Source organism: Bacillus sp. TCT6, assembly GCF_056033845.1.
In genome coordinates this window covers 4,942,281-4,959,990 of record NZ_JBVYHX010000001.1, presented here as the reverse complement: position 1 = coordinate 4,959,990, position 17,710 = coordinate 4,942,281, and the positions used below count along the sequence as shown (strand labels likewise).

Below are 17,710 nucleotides of genomic sequence, written 5' to 3'. Positions count from 1 at the left end.
GGGTTGTTTTTGGTCAGAATGAAGACAATATGTACTTTGAAAATAGCCATCTATTTTGTCTAAAGAGAGTTGTACGATTAGTGGACCGAAGTTGAAAGACGATAGTTTCTTACATTGTTAGAGGGATATAAGGATTACAGAATATTCGACTAACCCGTTACTACGGTCATTTTTGAGACTGTTTAAACAATAAAAAAGAAGGTGTTTTCCTCCTTAGCTACAATATCTTTTTAGTAAAGATAAGCTTAAGTAACCTCCGCTAAAGATTATATACTTAAATGATAAAGAGTTCAACAATAGTTCACATATTTTCCCAAAATTAAAAAACGGCTGTTTTATGTGGAATAAATCTACAAAACAGCCGTTTTTTTATATTAGATTTCTGTTAAGATTATTGGTTCGCCGCGTGTTACGACAACGGTATGTTCACATTGTGCAACAAGACTTTTATCAGGTGTAATGAATGTCCAACCGTCGTCACCACGCTCAATAATATGATCAGCTTTCATAGATATGAACGGTTCTACAGCGATAACAAGACCGTCTTTTAGAAGCGTGTTATCCATTGGATCATAGTAGCTTAAAATGTGATTTGGTGCTTCATGTAAGCTAAGACCAATGCCGTGACCAGTTAAGTTTTGAATAACATTGTATCCACTTTTATGTGCGAAGTTTGAAACAGCACGACCAATTTGATTTTGTTTTGAGCCAGCTTTAACCTTTTTCATTGCTGCCCAAAATGCATCAACCGCTGCTTGGCAAAGCTTTTCTTTTGCCTCGTCTTCTCCAAGTACAAATGAAATACCTGTATCAGCATAATAGCCATCAAGTGCAGCAGATACATCGACGTTTACTAAATCGCCTTCTTTTAATACACGATCTCCTGGAATACCATGAGCAACTTCTTCATTTACACTAATGCAAGTTACACCTGGAAAATCATATTCTTTTTCAGGTGCAGAAATAGCACCATGCTCATCTAATACTTTTTTACCGATCAAATCAAGCTCTTTCGTTGTCATACCTGGCTTCGCTTGTTTTTTCATTTCTTCACGTGCAAGCGCAACGATGCGGCCGATTTTTCGTAAGCCTTCTAAATCTTGTTCATTACGAATAATCATGAAAACCACTGTCCTTCCTCGAATATATATCTTATCCGATTGTATCATGTTTATTTTCGTCCTGCTACTTGCTTGCGGTATGCGGGCTGATTCCTCTCACAAGGAATATATGACAATTGTCATATCGATGTCATGACGTATCATACTGTTTCCTAAGTTTTCCAGGTAATACAATGTAAATATAAGAAACAGTGGGGGTGGAGAGATGGAAAAGATTATTGAAGTAAATGGTGTTTCTAAAACATTTAAACATAAAAACGCAGTAAATAATGTTTCATTTCACGTGGATAAAGGAGAAATAGTAGCATTACTTGGACCAAATGGTGCGGGGAAGACGACGATAATTTCGATGATGCTTGGATTAAAAGATCCTACAGAAGGTACGGTTTCTATATTTGGAAAGAGTCCAAAGCAGAGAGGCGTTCGTAATAATCTTGGGGCAATGTTACAAGAAGTAAGTGTGATTGATAGCATTACAGTGGAAGAGGCAATAGAGCTATTCCGCAGTTATTATAAGAATCCTGTAGCGAAAGAAACGTTACTGCAGTTATCAAATTTAGAATCAGAGCGAAAGCAAAGATGTGAGAAATTATCAGGTGGGCAAAAAAGAAGGTTAAACTTTGCGCTTGCACTTGCGGGAAATCCGGATTTGTTATTTTTAGATGAGCCGACAGTCGGAATGGATATTACGTCTCGAAGAACGTTTTGGGAAACGATTCGAAAGTTAGCAAGTGAAGGGAAAACGATTATTTTAACGACGCATTATTTAGAAGAAGCAGATGCTTTAGCAAATCGTATCTTATTATTTGCGAACGGAAAGATTATCGCAGATGGTACACCAGACGAAATGAAAGCAACGATTTCGAGAAAAACAATCACGTTTTATTCGAAGGAAAGCATTCCTACAAAATTACTAAAGGAATTACCAAATGTAACAGAAGTAAAGTCAAACGAAGGACGCTTCATTTTAACAACGGAGGATACGGATGCAACTTTAAAAGCCATTTATCAAAGGAGTTTACCTGTAACAGATGTTTCAGTTGAACGTGGAAGCCTTGATGAGGCATTTGAACAGTTTGTCGCAAATCAGAAGGGGGAAATCGCATGAGAGCGTTATGGATGCAATGCAAAATAGAAATTTTACGTACATTCCGCAATAAATTATTTATTTTTTTCTCATTATTAATGCCTGTTATGTTTTACTACATTTTTACAAATGTTGTTCAAGTACCACAAAACGGAGATGCGTGGAAGGCACACTATTTAATTTCGATGGCAACTTTCAGCATTGTAGGGACTGCACTCTTTAGTTTCGGTGTGAGACTTTCTCAGGAAAGAGGGCAAGGGTGGACACATCTTCTAAAAATTACACCGCTTCCAGAGGGAGCATATTTAACAGCAAAAATTATCGCTCAAACAGTAGTAAATGCTTTTTCAATATTAGTTATCTTTATTGCAGGGATACTAATTAATCATGTTGAGTTAACGGTAGGGCAATGGATTGGTGCGGGGCTATGGTTATTGTTAGGGGTAACACCATTTTTAGCATTAGGAACAGTAATAGGTTCCATTAAGAAGGCGGACGCAGCTGCTGGCTTAGCAAATATTTTAAATATGAGTTTAGCTATAGTTGGCGGGTTATGGATGCCGATTGAAGTATTCCCCAAAATATTAAGAACGATTGGTGAGTGGACACCGACATACCATTTCGGAAGTGGTGCGTGGGATATTGTAGCTGGAAAATCAATTGGATGGGAAAATATCGCGGTATTAGGAGGTTATTTCCTTATATTTGTTGTAGTATCAATATATATAAGAAAAAGACAGGAAGCGGTATAAATGATAGAGAAAAAGAGGATTGAGGTTTTTCCGAAACATATGGGGTTCTTTCCGTATATGTGGTTTGTTTATCTATTATTTCCAATTTATCACTTAGCGCAGGCATCAGGATGGAAGCTTGTAATAGGAAGCGGTATGTTGATAATTTTTATCGTCACATACCGTCAGCTTTATTTTGTTCAGAGAACGTTTGTTTTTTGGGCTTGTATTCAAATGGTACTCATCTTTTTATTTGCTTTATTTTATAATCCTTTTATGATATTTTTTGGCTTTTTCACAGCAAGTGCGATGGGATTTGCGCCAAATAAGAAAGTATTTCGAGTGCTGTTATGTTCGTTAGTTATAATGCTTGGAGCATTTTTATTTGTAAATATGAATCAACTAACAACTACAAGTTTAGTAAATATCGTTCCGATGTTTATTTTAATGCTTCTTACGCCATTTGGTATGCGCAATTTTAATCAGAAAAAGATGTTAAAGAACCAACTGAATGAAGCAAACGAGCAAATTAAAGACTTAGTAAAGCGTGAAGAACGGCAGCGGATTGCGAGAGATCTTCATGACACATTAGGGCATACGTTATCTCTTATTACTTTGAAAAGCCAGCTTGTAGAGAAGTTAATTGTGAAAAATCCAGAGCGTGCAAGTGTGGAAGCGAAGGAAATTACACAAACGTCTCGTACAGCCTTAAAGCAGCTGAGAGAATTAATTTCTGATATGCGTATGATTACGGTAGAAGAAGAGCTAGAGCAAATAAAGGCAATCTTACAAGCAGCTAATATTGAATTAGAAGTGAGGCAAGAAGCAAGCTCGAGCTCGTTATCACCAATTGAACAAAATATTGTCGGGATGTGTTTACGTGAGGCCGTTACAAATGTTGTAAAACATAGTAAGGCAAAGCGGTGTGCAGTTTCTGTATTAGAATCGCAAGGTGAGCTGATTTTGAAAGTAGAAGATAACGGAATTGGTTTAACAGATCAAAATCATGATGGAAATGGTATCCGCGGCATGAAAGAACGAATTGCTCTTATTGATGGATTTGTTGAACTAGGTACAATCAATCCAGGGACGTTGTTAACAGTAAAAGTTCCAGTTGTTATTAGAACAGGAAAAGATGAGGTGAGGGCATGATTCGAATTATTATTGCAGAAGATCAACGGATGCTTCGTGGTGCATTAGGTGCCTTACTTGATCTAGAAGATGATATCGAAGTAATTGGGCAAGCGGCAAACGGGGAAGAGGCGCTAAAATTAATTGAATCGTTAAAACCGGATATCAGTATTATGGATATTGAAATGCCAATTCAAAGTGGATTAGATGTTGCTGAAGCGTTAAAGAAAGAAAAATTACCATGTAAAGTTATGATTTTAACAACATTTGCACGGCCAGGATATTTTGAAAGAGCAATGAAAGCTGGCGTGCACGGCTATTTATTAAAAGATAGCCCAAGTGAAGATTTAGCAGCAGCAATTCGTAATGTAATGAAGGGGAAACGAGAGGTCTCCCAAGAGTTAATGTTCGGTCTATGGCAGGAGCAAAATCCGTTGTCAGATCGCGAAAAGGAAGTATTGTTGCTTGCGAAAGAAGGAAAGACGGCAAACGAAATTGCGAAGGCACTTTATCTTTCACCGGGTACAGTACGTAATTATATTTCTGAAGTATTAACGAAGCTCGATGCGAAAAATAGAATTGAGGCAATTACAATTGCGGAAGAAAAGGGTTGGATATAAGAAGAAGTTTACCTAAGAGGAGTAAACTTCTTCTTTGTTATTGTACTTCTATTACCTTATTTACTTTTTGTAACGACTTGTAACCATGTGCTTCAAATGCCTTTGCAAATTCATTTGATACGGCAGTGCCATATAAATCTTTTGCAGCTTGTACGATGTGAGATTGAAGTGATTCAAAGTCTTCAGCGGAAGTTGCATAATTTTGCAATGCACGCATAACAACTTTGCTTACTTTTTCATTGCCTTGTTTTTGAACAGCAACACCGTTATATGTTTTACCTTCAGCTAATTGATATAATACGTGACTGATAATACCAGAATTCACGTGTGATTCTTGATTATTACCATCATTATAGAAATCTTTTAAATTTGTATATAATTTATGACCGCCGTCACCAATTTCCCTTGGGATATCACGAATTGTTAGGCCACCTAATGTATCGCCCATAATCCAGTTTCCTTTATCTTTCTTTACGTAATATTCGATTTGTGTACCCCAGAAATCCGCTAATCCCTCGTTTAGTGCAGATGTTTCAGCGCTTGGATATCTCACGACTTTATTTTTCGTCGTGCCACTGAATACAGCATGTCCAAATTCATGAGCTGTTACATCAAGAGCTGATGTTAGTTTGCCGTCTAAACCATCACCAAATACCATTTGGTTCCAAGCGGGATGCCAAAACGCATTTACATAGTCTTCTTTTATACCATCACTAACTTCAGTAGAATCAAAACCGTGTACACTAGCAACAACTTTTGAATCTTTATTATCGTAACTTTTTAGATTATGTTCTTTCTTAAAGTAATCATAAATATCACTCATGTTCTTCATAGCGCCCGCGGCTTCTTTATCTGCAAAATTAGGAGTGCTACTTGAAATTAGTGTCCCTGGATAACCAGCTTGACTATATCCCCCGAGGGAATCGGCGTAGTTTGCATTATAAATATAAATACCATTTCCGCGTGATAAATCCGCTAAATAAAATTTCCCATCAGTTCCTTTGGCAATATTGAAAGAGATGTTTTCTTGAAGTGCATTTTTCCCAGTTCCTTGCTCACTTGCAGTGGATAATCTAGGTGATGTTACTTGATTTATAGTCTTATTCTCTTTGTTTTTAATGAATTTTTCTTGGAAAAGTACTTCACCAGTTTTTAGATCAACGATAGCATTGCCATTTATAATTTGTTCATTGTTTTCATAAGTAAATGTAATAACAGTTGCGAATGTATAATAGCCATCTTTTTTCTTATAAACAACGGTTTCGCTAGAGAATTCTGTCTCAACCGCATCACTTGGAATTTGAACTATATCGCGTAATTTAGATTTCACTTCATTTTTCGACAAAAAATTTGTTATAGTAAGATTAGGTTGTTGATTTAAATTTTGAACAACTTTACCACTAACAGTTGTGATCACTCCATTTTTATCTACTTTTACAATGAGATCTTGGCCATATACTTTATAGTTTTTATATGTTTGTGCAAGGCGAACTTCGGTTTGATTTTCTTTGGTTTCTTTATTTGTAGGTTGGAAATCTACATTTTTTTCAGTAGTGACTTGTTCTTGTTGAGCTTTAGCCCCATCTACCTCACCTTTTAAATACTTTTTAGCAATATTTTCTTTCGTATCATTTTGAGGTTGTGTTAATTTCCCGATTGTTAAACCAGGCTGAGCAATTTCAACTTTGACTGCACTTTTGTCTAATTCTTGAGCATGAATAGCTTCTGTTGATAAAGGGTAAAGAAGACCGAATGTAACGAAAGCACTGGCAAGTTTTCTATAATTCATCTATAACACTCCTAATCTATTATTGTATGTGAGATGAATTGTATGAAAAATTTGCCGAATTTTATATATATTATGCATTATTTCATATCAAAAATTGTCGAATGCACATTATTGTAGTGGTATGACAACTTAAAAAATTAGATTGTTATAATGGGATGGTGAGTAAGTATGCAAGCAGAGAAATTAGGAAGTGAAATTAAAAAAATTAGAGTGTTAAGAGGACTAACACAAAAACAGTTATCCGAGAACATATGTCATCAATCGGAAGTAAGCAGAATTGAATCGGGTGCAGTATACCCAAGTATGGATATATTGCAAGGTATTGCAGCGAAATTACAAATTCCCATTATTCATTTTTATGAGGTACTCATTTATTCGGATATTGAAAGAAAAAAACAGTTTAAAGATCAAGTCATTATGCTTTGTAAGCAAAAAAGATATAAAGAAATTTATAATAAAGTATGGAATGAGCTGAAAAAGGAAGAATATCATCCTGAATTCCAGCAATTTCTTCAATGGCAATATTATGTAGCTGCTTACGTGTTGAAAAAAGTCGATTACGAATATTGTATTTTAGAATTAAAGAAATTGCTCAATCAACAATTGACAGGAATTGATGTATATCAGAATCTTTATATTGAAAACGCAATTGCAAACATTTATGCTGAAAATGGCTATTTGAAGAAGGGTATTGATTTATTTGAACAAATATTAAAACAATTAGAGGCATTGCATGATAATGAAGAATTTGACGTGAAGGTAAGGTATAATCATGCAAAAGCATTATACTTAGATAGTCGATATGAAGAATCACTTTATCAAGTAAATAAAGCGATTGAAATATCATGCCGAATTAATAGTATGGCATTAATTGGACAGCTATATTATCAAAGAGGTGAATGCCTAAGGAAGTTGGAGTATGAAGAGGCAGAGATTGAAGATGCATATAAGAAGGCAAGTTTCTTTTTTGATATATTAGAAATGCATGCATATAAAGAAGCGCTCGTAAATAAAATCAGCAGATAAACAACCTAAAAAGTGGATATGCATAATTGCATACAATGTGAATAAATTTTCATGATATATTAAAAGTAAAAAATGTGGGTGATGGAATATGAAAAAATTACTTATTGGTAGTTTATTAACGTTAGCAATGGCATGGGGTATTTCATTAGGTGATACAACATTAGAGAAAAGTCAAATAATTTCTCATAATGATCAAGAGGTACAAGTAGCTGCAGATTTACCTTTTGAGTTTTAAAAAACAACCGCCTTATTTAGACGGTTGTTTTTTTATGGAGTAACATCCAAACGTCTTTACTAGAAACAGGTTTGCTAATAAAGAATCCTTGAATGTGATCACAATTTTGTCTATGTAAAAATTCCCATTCTTCTTCCGTTTCTACACCTTCTGCAATCACTTCTAAATTTAGTTCTTTTGATAGTGTAATAATGGAAGAGACAATTGCTTCTTCTAAAGGACTATTTGTAATTCCACAAATAAACTCTCGAGCAATTTTTAATGTGTTGATTGGATATTTTGTTAAATAAGCTAAAGAACTATAACCAGTTCCAAAGTCATCGATTGAAATTTGAATGCCGAGATTTTGAAGCTGTTCTAGTTTTGCAACTACAGATTGATTTTGATTAATTGCGATGCTTTCCGTAATTTCAATATCTAGTGCTTCTGGTTTCAGTTCTGTTTCTTCTAACACCTTTGAAATAGTTGGGATTAAATCAGCATGGTTAAATTGAACAACAGATAAATTCACACCAACTTTTAAGTGAGAAAAACCTTGATTATGCCATCTTTTTGCCTCTAAACAGGCAGTACGTAAAATCCAATTACCAAGTTCAATAATAAAACCAGTTTCCTCTGCTAGAGGAATAAATTGGGCAGGAGATACGATACCGAGTTTTGGATGCTTCCAACGTATTAATGCTTCAAAACCGATAATTTCTTTTGTTTTTGTGCTTACTTGTGGTTGGTATTCAAGGAAAAATTCATTTTGTTGTAATGCTTTTGAAAGTTCACCTTCTAAGAATTGAATTTCATTTTGAGCGATACTCATTTCTTTTGAGAAGAAAACAAATCTGTTTTTTCCATTTGCCTTCGCACGGTACATAGCCATATCAGCATTTTTCATTAACTCATTTACATCAGTTCCATAATCAGGATACATCGCAATTCCGATACTCGGTGTAATAGAGAGTTCTTCGCCTTGAATGAAGAATGGTTTGTTTAAAATAGTTAAAATCTGTTCAGCTATAAAAATTGCACTTTTTTCTGAGTACATTTCTGGTAATAGAATGGTAAACTCATCTCCACCTTGGCGAGCGACGACATCTTTTGAACGCAAGCAACCGCGTAGTCTGTTTGCTACTTCAATTAATAATAAATCTCCGACGTCATGACCAAGTCTATCGTTAATTTTTTTAAATCGATCTAAATCAAGGAACATGACGGCGACATCATTTGCGTTAGTTTGGGCTGTATTCAAAATGGCTTTTAAATCTTTTTCGAACTTTCGGCGATTTGGTAATCCAGTAAGTGCATCGTGAAAGGCTAAATGTTCTACTTGTTTTTGTTTTTCATATAAAGTGGTAATATCACGCGCTATCCCAAACATTCCGACCACTTCTTTGTTTATAAAAGTAGGGATAAGTGTAATATGGAGATAATAATAATAGCCTTCTTGTTCTTTTGTACGAACTTCTAACGTTTGTGGCTTACCTTCCTTTGTAATTTGTAAAGCCTTCTTAAGTAGTTCGTGGTCTTTTGAATCAATGAAGTGTACCAGAGAATAGCTTGCCACTTCGCAATAATAGGCAGTAAATAAGCTTTCGCATGCCTTATTAGATTGTTGAAAAATGCCATTCATATTTAAAGAGAAAACGGCATCGGGATGATCTTCGAATAAAGATTTATAGCGTTGTTCACTTTTTGATAATGCAAATGCACCTTCTTCAACTTCGCCCTCTAGTTGTGTAGTCAACTGTTCATATGTATGGATTAGTGCTTGATTATCTTTCCACATGTAAAGTTGCCGCAAGAATAACAAAATAAGTGATAACACGAGGCCGATTAACATGAATTTATCATCCCAAGGTTGAATGATAATAAAAGAAAAAGTAATAATTATACTAAAATAAGGTAGTATAAAACGTATATAATCGAATCGATAATATTTTGCTTTCGTTTCATGCTGCATTGGTTTATCCAAAATATATAGTATGGAAGAAAGTCCAATTAATAAAATAGAAGCAGTGTGTATTAAATAATTAATTTCAGCGGAAGTTTTCATCCCAAAATTCAATTGAAACAGATGAATATAACCGTATACGAGTATAATAGTGAAACCGATAATTAATGCGATTCTACTAGAAGAATATTGTTCTCTTCTATATAGGCTAATAACGGCGTAAATTACTAATGATTGTGCAATAAAATACCCAATTAAAACCCAAGTGTCCTTTGTTAACATGCGGAAGCTTGAAATATCTAAGATAAAAGTTAAGGTGAAATAAATGTTCATAATAATAATAAAGATGCTATCGAATGAGAATTGAGAAAGTCCCTTAATAGAGTAATTTTTTATAAACTTTATAGCAAATCCAACAAAGAGCAAAATATATTGTATGATAAAAAAAGGTAATGCTTTATATGAAAATATAGATTGATTATGCATGGAAATCGAACTAAGAAATAGGGTTATCTCCATAACTAATCCACATAGGCAAGTGCATAGTAATAAAATCCAAAATAGTTTATCACTGCGTTTCATTTTTTTAATAGCTTTATATAAACAGTGGCAAGAAAAAAGTGCAGCAAAACAGAATAAGAAAAGAATCCCAATTTCCTTTATATGCGACTCATTTGGAATAAAGAGTATCCAAAGAGCAAATATAGATATGTATATTATGACAAATTGTACATACTTTTTTTGATTAATCATATTATGACTCCGTTTCAATAAAGTTGAATCTCGGGGGAATACTAATTTAAATAATAGCATATAAAATAGGATGTTTTTTACTATAAAAATTACTTTTTTGAAAAAATGGTGCAAAGTTACAATTTACCACTGTAACATTGCACCACTTATTCTTTTAATGCCTCTTATAGCAGAAAGTTCATCTATTAATCGGAATAGTGCTAAGTCTTTTTGTTTACTTTCAATCATAATATCGAAATTATGATTGTTTTTTTTTGCAACGTGTAAGAAGGGCTTAATAAACTCTAAATCGATATATTCAGCATGAGCCCTAAATTCTTTTTCCGATCTTGGGGAGGAAATGTGAACTTTAGGAGAGATATTTGTATGTGACCAAGTTTCAAAAATTGCAGGAAGCAACTCTTCTAGTGGTTCCTCGCAAAGATTGGCCATATGATGATGATAATCAAATACAAATGGGATATTTTCTTTTTGGCAAATTGATAAAGTTTCAGAAGTTGTATACGTTTTATCATCGTTTTCAAGGGTCATTTGTTTTTTTATATGTGCAGGAAGTTTTTTTATGTTTTCATGGAAGCGCTCAATTGCCTTTTCTTTATTTCCATAGGCTCCACCTACATGAATATTAATGTAAGAAGAATCTGCAATGCCTATAGCATCCAATATTTTATAATGATAAGTCATATCCGTAATAGCGTTAGTAGTAATATGTGGCTTGTCACTTGTAAATAAAGTAAATTGATTTGGATGAAAACTTATTCGTAAATTGTGTTCTTTAATTAAAGCCCCTATTTTACGCCAAAGTGGTGTGAATACCCCAATATAGTCAAACTCGACTTCGGGATGTGTTGCAAGTGGGACGATGGAAGACGATAGGCGATATAGCGGGATTTCATGCGCTATATTGTAATGAAGGATACGTATTGTGTGCTCTAAATTTTTCCTTATAACATGGTACAATTTGTCTTCTCGCTCTTGTTTGCTGAGTTTCTTAAAGCTTGTAAACGTCATTGTTTTGGCAGGAGAACAGTCCCAGAGTGCCATTGCATGTGAGACATATCCAAACCGCATAATCATATGAGATACACCTCTTTTATTCATTGTCTTTCCTATAAAAAGAAAGCAAGCATTGTTCCAATCCATTCTTTTCCTCTATCGATAAGAGAAGGTGGGTTTACATCGCTATAGGAAAGTACGGATGCATTCTCTAGATCTTCATGGAATTTATTTTTTACTGTTCGAATGAAATGTTTATTGTATAACAGGCAGTTTATTTCATGGTTAATATATAAACTTCTCATATCAAAGTTTGCTGTTCCAATATCACAAATATCATCATCCACTATAATAATTTTGGCGTGAAAAAAACCTTGTTGAAATGCGTAAATATTGCAACCAGCCTGTATTAATTTTCGGCAGTACGGGAATTTTGCTTCTCGAACGAGAGGGTGATCAGCTTTTTCTGGAACGAGAATTGTGATTTGAACCCCTCTCTCTCTTGCTTTTAATAAGGCATTCATAATTTTTTTTCCAGGAATGAAATATGGTGTACCAATACAGATTTCTTTTTTTGCTCCGTTAATTAAATGTAAAAAAGTATGCTGTAAATAAGCACCATCAGTCGGAATAAATTGATGCATTATGGTACCTGGGTTTTGTTTTGGAAAATAAAGAGAAACATCCAATAAATTCTGTTTCGTATCATCAAACCAGTCATGCAAAAATTGCTTTTGTAAATCTTGAACCCCTTCTCCTGTAAGACGTAAATGATAGTCTCGCCATAATCCTAAATATTCATTATGCCCTAGATACTCTTCGCCGATATTAAAGCCCCCGATATAGCCAGTTTTCCCATCAATCACTGTAATTTTTCTATGATTTCTTTGATTGGCAGAAAAGAAAAGTAGAGGAAATTTTATCTTATGACAAAATGAAAAAGATACACCATGTTTTCGCAGGGAGCGAATAGCTTCGTTTGATAAATAATGGCTGCCAAATCGATCAAGTAAAAGTCGTACTTCAATTCCTTCCTGAGCCTTATCAATCAGCAACTTTAAAAATTCACGACTGATTTTATCGTTTTTTACAATGAAGAATAAAATATGAATGTGGTGCTGTGCTTGTTTTATATCAGTAAATAAGGCGTCATACAAATCTTTCCCGTATGTATAAAGGTGAAAATCACTTTGACGTAAAGGGAAAGTGCGAGAGCTTACCCGCTTTAAATGAAGAAGTCTCCCGTATGAAAGGTCAATTGTAATCCAAAGAGCAACGGATATTAACAAAAGAGATAAGTAGAGCATCAGTGAATTCCCTCCTTCGCATTCTTTTCACCTTCAGTGTGTTACAAATGATACGGGTAGCACGGTTGTTATTATAAATTTCATCAGAGGATAGTATGTCGCACTGATTAAAGTTTCACTTTATCCCGCTTTAACGGGCAGTAAGCTTCCTGCTTCAAAAATTGATGAATAAGTAGAAATTAGTTTGGAAATCAACTGCCCGTAAAAGCCCGATTGGTTCAACTAATAATCAGTGGGGGATGAACCACCCCTATTGATTAAAGTTTCACTTTATCCCGCTTTAACGGGTAGTAAGCTTCCTACTTCAAAAACTGATGAATAAGTAGAAGTTAGTTTGGAAATCAACTGCCCGTAAAAGCCCGATTGGTTCAACTAATAATCAGTGGGGGATGAACCACCCCTACAGATTAAAGTTTCACTTTATAGTTTCACCGAAATAAACAGCTTTATGAAAAAATGTGTTGTTCTATAACAAAAAACTGTTGACTGAATGCTCACTCATTATATAATGGGGGTAGGGGATATAATTCAGAAAATTATATATTTTTGAAGATTCTAAAAAGAAAGAGGGCTTACAAAGAGAGGGGTAGCATAAAAATGAATAGCTTACTGATCATTAATTGGCTGGCTGCCATTGCTGTTATTGCTTATGCAGGATATTTGTTTGTATATCTTATACGGACGAGAATAGCCTACATACAATTAGGAAAAAAAATTGAATTTGACCGTCGTTTTAAAGAGCGTTGGGATCTTCTTAAGGTCAATGTTTTCGGTCAGAAAAAGCTGCTGAAAGATAAGAAAAGCGGCATCATTCACGTTATGTTCTTTTACGGATTTATTCTTGTCCAATTTGGAGCAATTGACTTCGTTTGGAAAGGACTCGCACCAGGATCACATCTTCCACTTGGACCACTATACCCTGCATTTACATTCTTCCAGGAAATTGTCACACTTGTTATTTTAATTGCAGTATTTTGGGCTTTTCATAGACGTTATGTAGAAAAGCTTGTTCGTTTAAAACGTAACTTCAAATCAGGTCTTGTTCTTATCTTTATCGGTGGTTTAATGATCTCTGTGCTACTTGGTAACGGTATGGGACTTATATGGCATGGCGAGGAGCTTTCATGGAGTGAACCAATTGCTTCTGCAATCGCTTACGTTTTTAGCGGGATAAATGAAACCGTAGCCATTTCAGTGTTCTATTTCTCTTGGTGGGTGCATTTACTAATTTTGTTAACGTTTTTAGTGTATGTTCCACAATCAAAACATGCGCATTTAATTGCGGGACCAGCTAATGTATTTTTCGGTCGTATTTCAAATCCAGGGAAGCTTGAAAAGATTGATTTTGAAGATGAAACACAAGAAACATTTGGTGTTGGTAAAATTGAAGACTTTAGACAAAATCAACTTATTGACTTATACGCTTGTGTAGAGTGTGGCCGTTGTACAAATATGTGTCCAGCAACAGGCACAGGGAAAATGTTATCGCCGATGGACTTAATATTAAAACTTCGCGATCATTTAACTGATAAAGGGGCTGCGGTAACATCAAAAGCACCGTGGGTTCCAGTAGTTGCCTTCAATAATACACAAGGAAATCAGTTAGCGATGATGGCAGCTGGAAAAGGACAACAAGAATCAGCGGCTACAACGCTCGCTTACGATCCGAGTTTAATCGGAGATGTTATTACAGAAGAAGAGATTTGGGCATGTACAACGTGTCGTAACTGTGAAGATCAATGTCCAGTTATGAATGAGCATGTTGACAAAATTATTGATTTACGTCGATATCTCGTTTTAACAGAAGGAAAAATGGACGCGGAAGCACAACGCGCGATGACAAACATCGAGCGTCAAGGAAATCCGTGGGGTCTGAACCGTAAAGAGCGTGAAACATGGCGCCAAGGTGATGACGAAGTAACAGTTCCAACTGTAAAAGAAAAATCAAAAGCTGGTGAGGAATTCGAGTATTTATTCTGGGTTGGTTCAATGGGATCATACGACAACCGTAGTCAGAAGATTGCAATATCATTTGCGAAGTTAATGAACGAAGCAGGCATTTCATTCGCAATTCTCGGTAATAAAGAAAAGAATTCTGGAGATACACCACGTCGCCTCGGAAATGAATTTGTATTCCAAGAGATGGCGACAAAGAATATCGAAGAATTTGAAAAGGCAGGAGTGAAGAAAATCGTTACGATTGATCCTCATGCTTATAACACATTTAAAAATGAGTATCCGGAATTTGGCTTGCAAGCAGAAGTCTATCATCATACAGAATTGTTAGCCCAGTGGGTGAAAGAAGGGCGTTTAAAGCCTGTTTATGCTATTGAAGAAACAGTTACGTACCATGATTCCTGTTATTTAGGAAGATACAACGAAGTGTACGAAGCGCCACGTGACATTTTGAAAGCGATTCCTGGAGTGAATCTTGTAGAAATGGCACGTAACCGTGAGACTGGAATGTGTTGTGGCGCAGGTGGTGGCTTAATGTGGATGGAAGAAACAACAGGCTCTCGTATTAACGTTGCTCGTACAGAACAAGCATTAGCTGTACAGCCATCCATTATCGGTACAGGTTGTCCATATTGCTTAACGATGATCAGTGATGGCACGAAAGCGAAAGAGGTAGAAGAAAAAGTTCAAACTCTTGATGTGACAGAGATTTTAGAACGATCTGTTATCGGACAGAAAAAAGAAGCGATGTAGTTTATAAGAATGTATACAACTTTAGAAAGAGGTGCAATGATTGCACCTCTTCTCAACGTAGGGATACCGAGCGAGCGCTCAGTGTTAAAAAATGAAATGGGGGAAAGAAACATGAGTAAAACAGTTATTTTAAGTGCTGCAAGAACACCAGTTGGAAAATTCGGAGGATCTTTAAAAGATGTAAAAGCGACGGAACTTGGAGGAATTGCAATTAAAGCAGCGCTTGAAAGAGCAAATGTTGCAGCTAGTGATGTTGAAGAAGTTATATTTGGAACGGTTATTCAAGGTGGACAGGGACAAATTCCATCGCGCCAAGCTGCAAGGGCTGCAGGAATCCCTTGGGAAGTGCAGACGGAAACAGTCAATAAAGTTTGTGCATCAGGCCTTCGTGCGGTTACGTTAGCGGATCAGATTATTCGTACTGGCGATCAATCACTGATTGTAGCTGGTGGTATGGAGTCGATGAGTAACAGTCCTTACATTTTACGCGGAGCAAGATGGGGATACAGAATGGGCAACAACGAAGTTATTGATTTAAACGTTGCTGACGGTTTAACATGCGCATTTTCAGGTACACACATGGGTGTTTATGGCGGAGAAGTTGCGAAGGAAGATGGAATTTCTCGCGAAGCGCAAGATGAATGGGCATATCGTAGCCATCAGCGTGCGGTTTCAGCGCATAAAGAAGGACGTTTTGAAGAGGAAATCGTTCCAGTAACGATCCCGCAAAGAAAAGGCGATTCTATTGTCGTTGCAAAGGATGAGGCGCCACGTGAAGATACAACGATTGAAAAGTTAGCAAAGTTAAAACCTGTATTTGATAAGACAGCGGCGGTGACAGCTGGTAATGCGCCAGGCTTGAACGATGGTGGTGCCGCACTTGTATTAATGAGCGAAGACAGAGCGAAGCAAGAAGGAAGAAAGCCATTAGCGACAATTTTGGCGCATACAGCAATTGCAGTGGAATCTAAAGATTTCCCAAGAACGCCAGGTTATGCAATTAACGCATTGCTTGAAAAAACAGGCAAGACAATTGAAGATATCGATTTATTCGAGATTAATGAAGCATTTGCAGCGGTAGCAATTGCAAGTACAGAAATCGCAGGAATTGATCCAGAAAAATTGAATGTAAATGGCGGCGCAGTAGCGATGGGACATCCAATTGGAGCAAGCGGAGCGCGCATTATCGTTACACTAATCCATGCGCTTAAGCAGCGCGGCGGCGGAATTGGAATTGCTTCGATTTGTAGCGGTGGCGGTCAAGGGGACGCAGTGATGATTGAAGTTCACTAATTAAAGTTCGAGGGTATAAAATTTATTAACAATTAAGGGGGAAGAAAAAATGGGTGTACAAAACATTGTTGTAATTGGTGCAGGGCAAATGGGATCAGGAATTGCACAAGTATGTGCAATGGCAGGATATGACGTGAAGGTACAAGATTTAAAACAAGAGCAATTAGATAGAGGTTTGGCTATCATTACGAAAAACTTAGCGCGCCAAGTAGAAAAAGGACGCATGAAGGAAGAAGAGAAGGAAGCGACATTAAATCGTCTTACAGTAACGCTTGATTTAGATTGTGTGAAAGAAGCGGATCTTATTATTGAAGCAGCTGTTGAGAAAATGGATATTAAAAAGAAAATCTTTGTGAATCTAGATGAAATTGCTCCAGAACACGCAATTTTAGCGACGAATACGTCATCTCTGCCAATTACAGAAATTGCAGCGGTAACGAAGCGTCCGGAAAAAGTAATCGGTATGCACTTTATGAATCCAGTTCCAGTTATGAAGCTTGTTGAGATTATTCGTGGTTTGGCTACAGATGATGCGGTATATGAAGCAATTGAAGATATTACGAAAAAAATTGGGAAAGTACCAGTTGAAGTAAATGATTTCCCAGGTTTTGTATCAAACCGCATTTTGTTACCGATGATTAACGAAGCAATTTATACGTTATATGAAGGTGTAGCGACGAAAGAAGCAATTGATGAAGTAATGAAGCTGGGTATGAACCATCCGATGGGGCCTTTGACGCTCGCTGATTTTATCGGTTTAGATACGTGTTTATACATTATGGAAGTGTTGCATGAAGGATTAGGAGATAGTAAATATCGCCCATGTCCGTTATTACGTAAGTATGTGAATGCAGGATGGTTAGGTCGTAAAACAGGTCGTGGATTCTACGTTTACGAATAAATTCCCCCTTTGTTACAAAATAGTGGTCTTACCAAATTGTTAAAAGGATATATAGCAAATGGAGGCGGA

General features: G+C 36.1%; 14 protein-coding genes. 9 read left to right on the top strand and 5 right to left on the bottom strand.

Features of this window, described 5'->3' with window-relative positions; translation table 11 throughout:
* Positions 1-374 precede the first annotated feature (374 nt).
* Positions 375-1,169, bottom strand: a complete 795-nt coding sequence (gene map, locus AC0ONG_RS25535) for a type I methionyl aminopeptidase (protein WP_002083543.1) — start codon at positions 1,167-1,169, stop codon at positions 375-377.
* Positions 1,170-1,326: 157 nt separating this feature from the next.
* On the opposite strand from map, the gene AC0ONG_RS25530 reads away from it, so the two are divergent.
* The 4 genes from AC0ONG_RS25530 to AC0ONG_RS25515 are packed head-to-tail and all read left to right on the top strand — an operon-like array spanning position 1,327 to position 4,690.
* Entirely contained in the window at positions 1,327-2,229 is a 903-nt protein-coding gene (locus AC0ONG_RS25530) for an ABC transporter ATP-binding protein (RefSeq protein ID WP_000411122.1), read from the top strand.
* Complete coding sequence (locus tag AC0ONG_RS25525; RefSeq protein WP_001202431.1) at positions 2,226-2,960, top strand: ABC transporter permease; 735 nt, start codon at positions 2,226-2,228, stop codon at positions 2,958-2,960. The genes AC0ONG_RS25530 and AC0ONG_RS25525 overlap by 4 nt, the downstream gene beginning before the upstream one ends.
* The gene (locus AC0ONG_RS25520) at positions 2,961-4,091 is read left to right on the top strand and encodes a sensor histidine kinase (RefSeq protein WP_000570631.1); all 1,131 of its coding nucleotides are present in this window, start codon (positions 2,961-2,963) and stop codon (positions 4,089-4,091) included.
* Complete coding sequence (locus tag AC0ONG_RS25515; protein ID WP_074791139.1) at positions 4,088-4,690, top strand: response regulator transcription factor; 603 nt, start codon at positions 4,088-4,090, stop codon at positions 4,688-4,690. Before AC0ONG_RS25520 ends, AC0ONG_RS25515 begins: the two co-directional genes overlap by 4 nt.
* A gap of 37 nt (positions 4,691-4,727) precedes the next feature.
* Here AC0ONG_RS25515 and AC0ONG_RS25510 read toward each other — a convergent pair whose 3' ends face one another.
* Entirely contained in the window at positions 4,728-6,479 is a 1,752-nt protein-coding gene (locus AC0ONG_RS25510; protein WP_001109525.1) for a M4 family metallopeptidase, read from the bottom strand.
* 168 nt (positions 6,480-6,647) lie between these two features.
* On the opposite strand from AC0ONG_RS25510, the gene AC0ONG_RS25505 reads away from it, so the two are divergent.
* Both AC0ONG_RS25505 and AC0ONG_RS25500 read left to right on the top strand, forming a co-directional pair.
* Positions 6,648-7,505 carry a helix-turn-helix domain-containing protein gene (locus tag AC0ONG_RS25505; RefSeq protein WP_001147494.1) on the top strand — a complete coding sequence of 286 codons (858 nt, stop codon included), beginning with the start codon at positions 6,648-6,650 and terminating at the stop codon, positions 7,503-7,505.
* 88 nt (positions 7,506-7,593) lie between these two features.
* Positions 7,594-7,740, top strand: coding sequence for a quorum-sensing peptide PapR (locus tag AC0ONG_RS25500; RefSeq protein WP_000734733.1), 147 nt, complete (start codon positions 7,594-7,596; stop codon positions 7,738-7,740).
* Positions 7,741-7,756: 16 nt separating this feature from the next.
* Here the strand turns inward: AC0ONG_RS25500 and AC0ONG_RS25495 are convergent, their stop codons facing one another.
* The 3 genes from AC0ONG_RS25495 to cls all read right to left on the bottom strand — a co-directional run bounded on the left by AC0ONG_RS25495 (position 7,757) and on the right by cls (position 12,738).
* Positions 7,757-10,435, bottom strand: a complete 2,679-nt coding sequence (locus AC0ONG_RS25495) for a DUF4084 domain-containing protein (protein ID WP_074791134.1) — start codon at positions 10,433-10,435, stop codon at positions 7,757-7,759.
* Between the two features lie 123 nt (positions 10,436-10,558).
* A complete protein-coding gene (gene uvsE, locus AC0ONG_RS25490; protein ID WP_002083552.1) occupies positions 10,559-11,512 on the bottom strand; it encodes a UV DNA damage repair endonuclease UvsE in 954 nt (317 codons plus the stop codon).
* Between the two features lie 32 nt (positions 11,513-11,544).
* Positions 11,545-12,738 (bottom strand): cardiolipin synthase, encoded by a 1,194-nt coding sequence (cls, locus tag AC0ONG_RS25485; RefSeq protein ID WP_000966425.1) that lies wholly within the window; start codon positions 12,736-12,738, stop codon positions 11,545-11,547.
* Between the two features lie 597 nt (positions 12,739-13,335).
* Between cls and AC0ONG_RS25480 the strand changes: the two genes are divergently transcribed.
* The 3 genes from AC0ONG_RS25480 to AC0ONG_RS25470 are packed head-to-tail and all read left to right on the top strand — an operon-like array spanning position 13,336 to position 17,641.
* Positions 13,336-15,447 carry a (Fe-S)-binding protein gene (locus tag AC0ONG_RS25480; protein ID WP_074790970.1) on the top strand — a complete coding sequence of 704 codons (2,112 nt, stop codon included), beginning with the start codon at positions 13,336-13,338 and terminating at the stop codon, positions 15,445-15,447.
* A gap of 9 nt (positions 15,448-15,456) precedes the next feature.
* Positions 15,457-16,740 carry an acetyl-CoA C-acetyltransferase gene (locus AC0ONG_RS25475; protein ID WP_002083553.1) on the top strand — a complete coding sequence of 428 codons (1,284 nt, stop codon included), beginning with the start codon at positions 15,457-15,459 and terminating at the stop codon, positions 16,738-16,740.
* A 49-nt stretch (positions 16,741-16,789) separates the two neighbouring features.
* Positions 16,790-17,641, top strand: coding sequence for a 3-hydroxybutyryl-CoA dehydrogenase (locus tag AC0ONG_RS25470; RefSeq protein ID WP_074790967.1), 852 nt, complete (start codon positions 16,790-16,792; stop codon positions 17,639-17,641).
* Positions 17,642-17,710 lie beyond the last annotated feature (69 nt).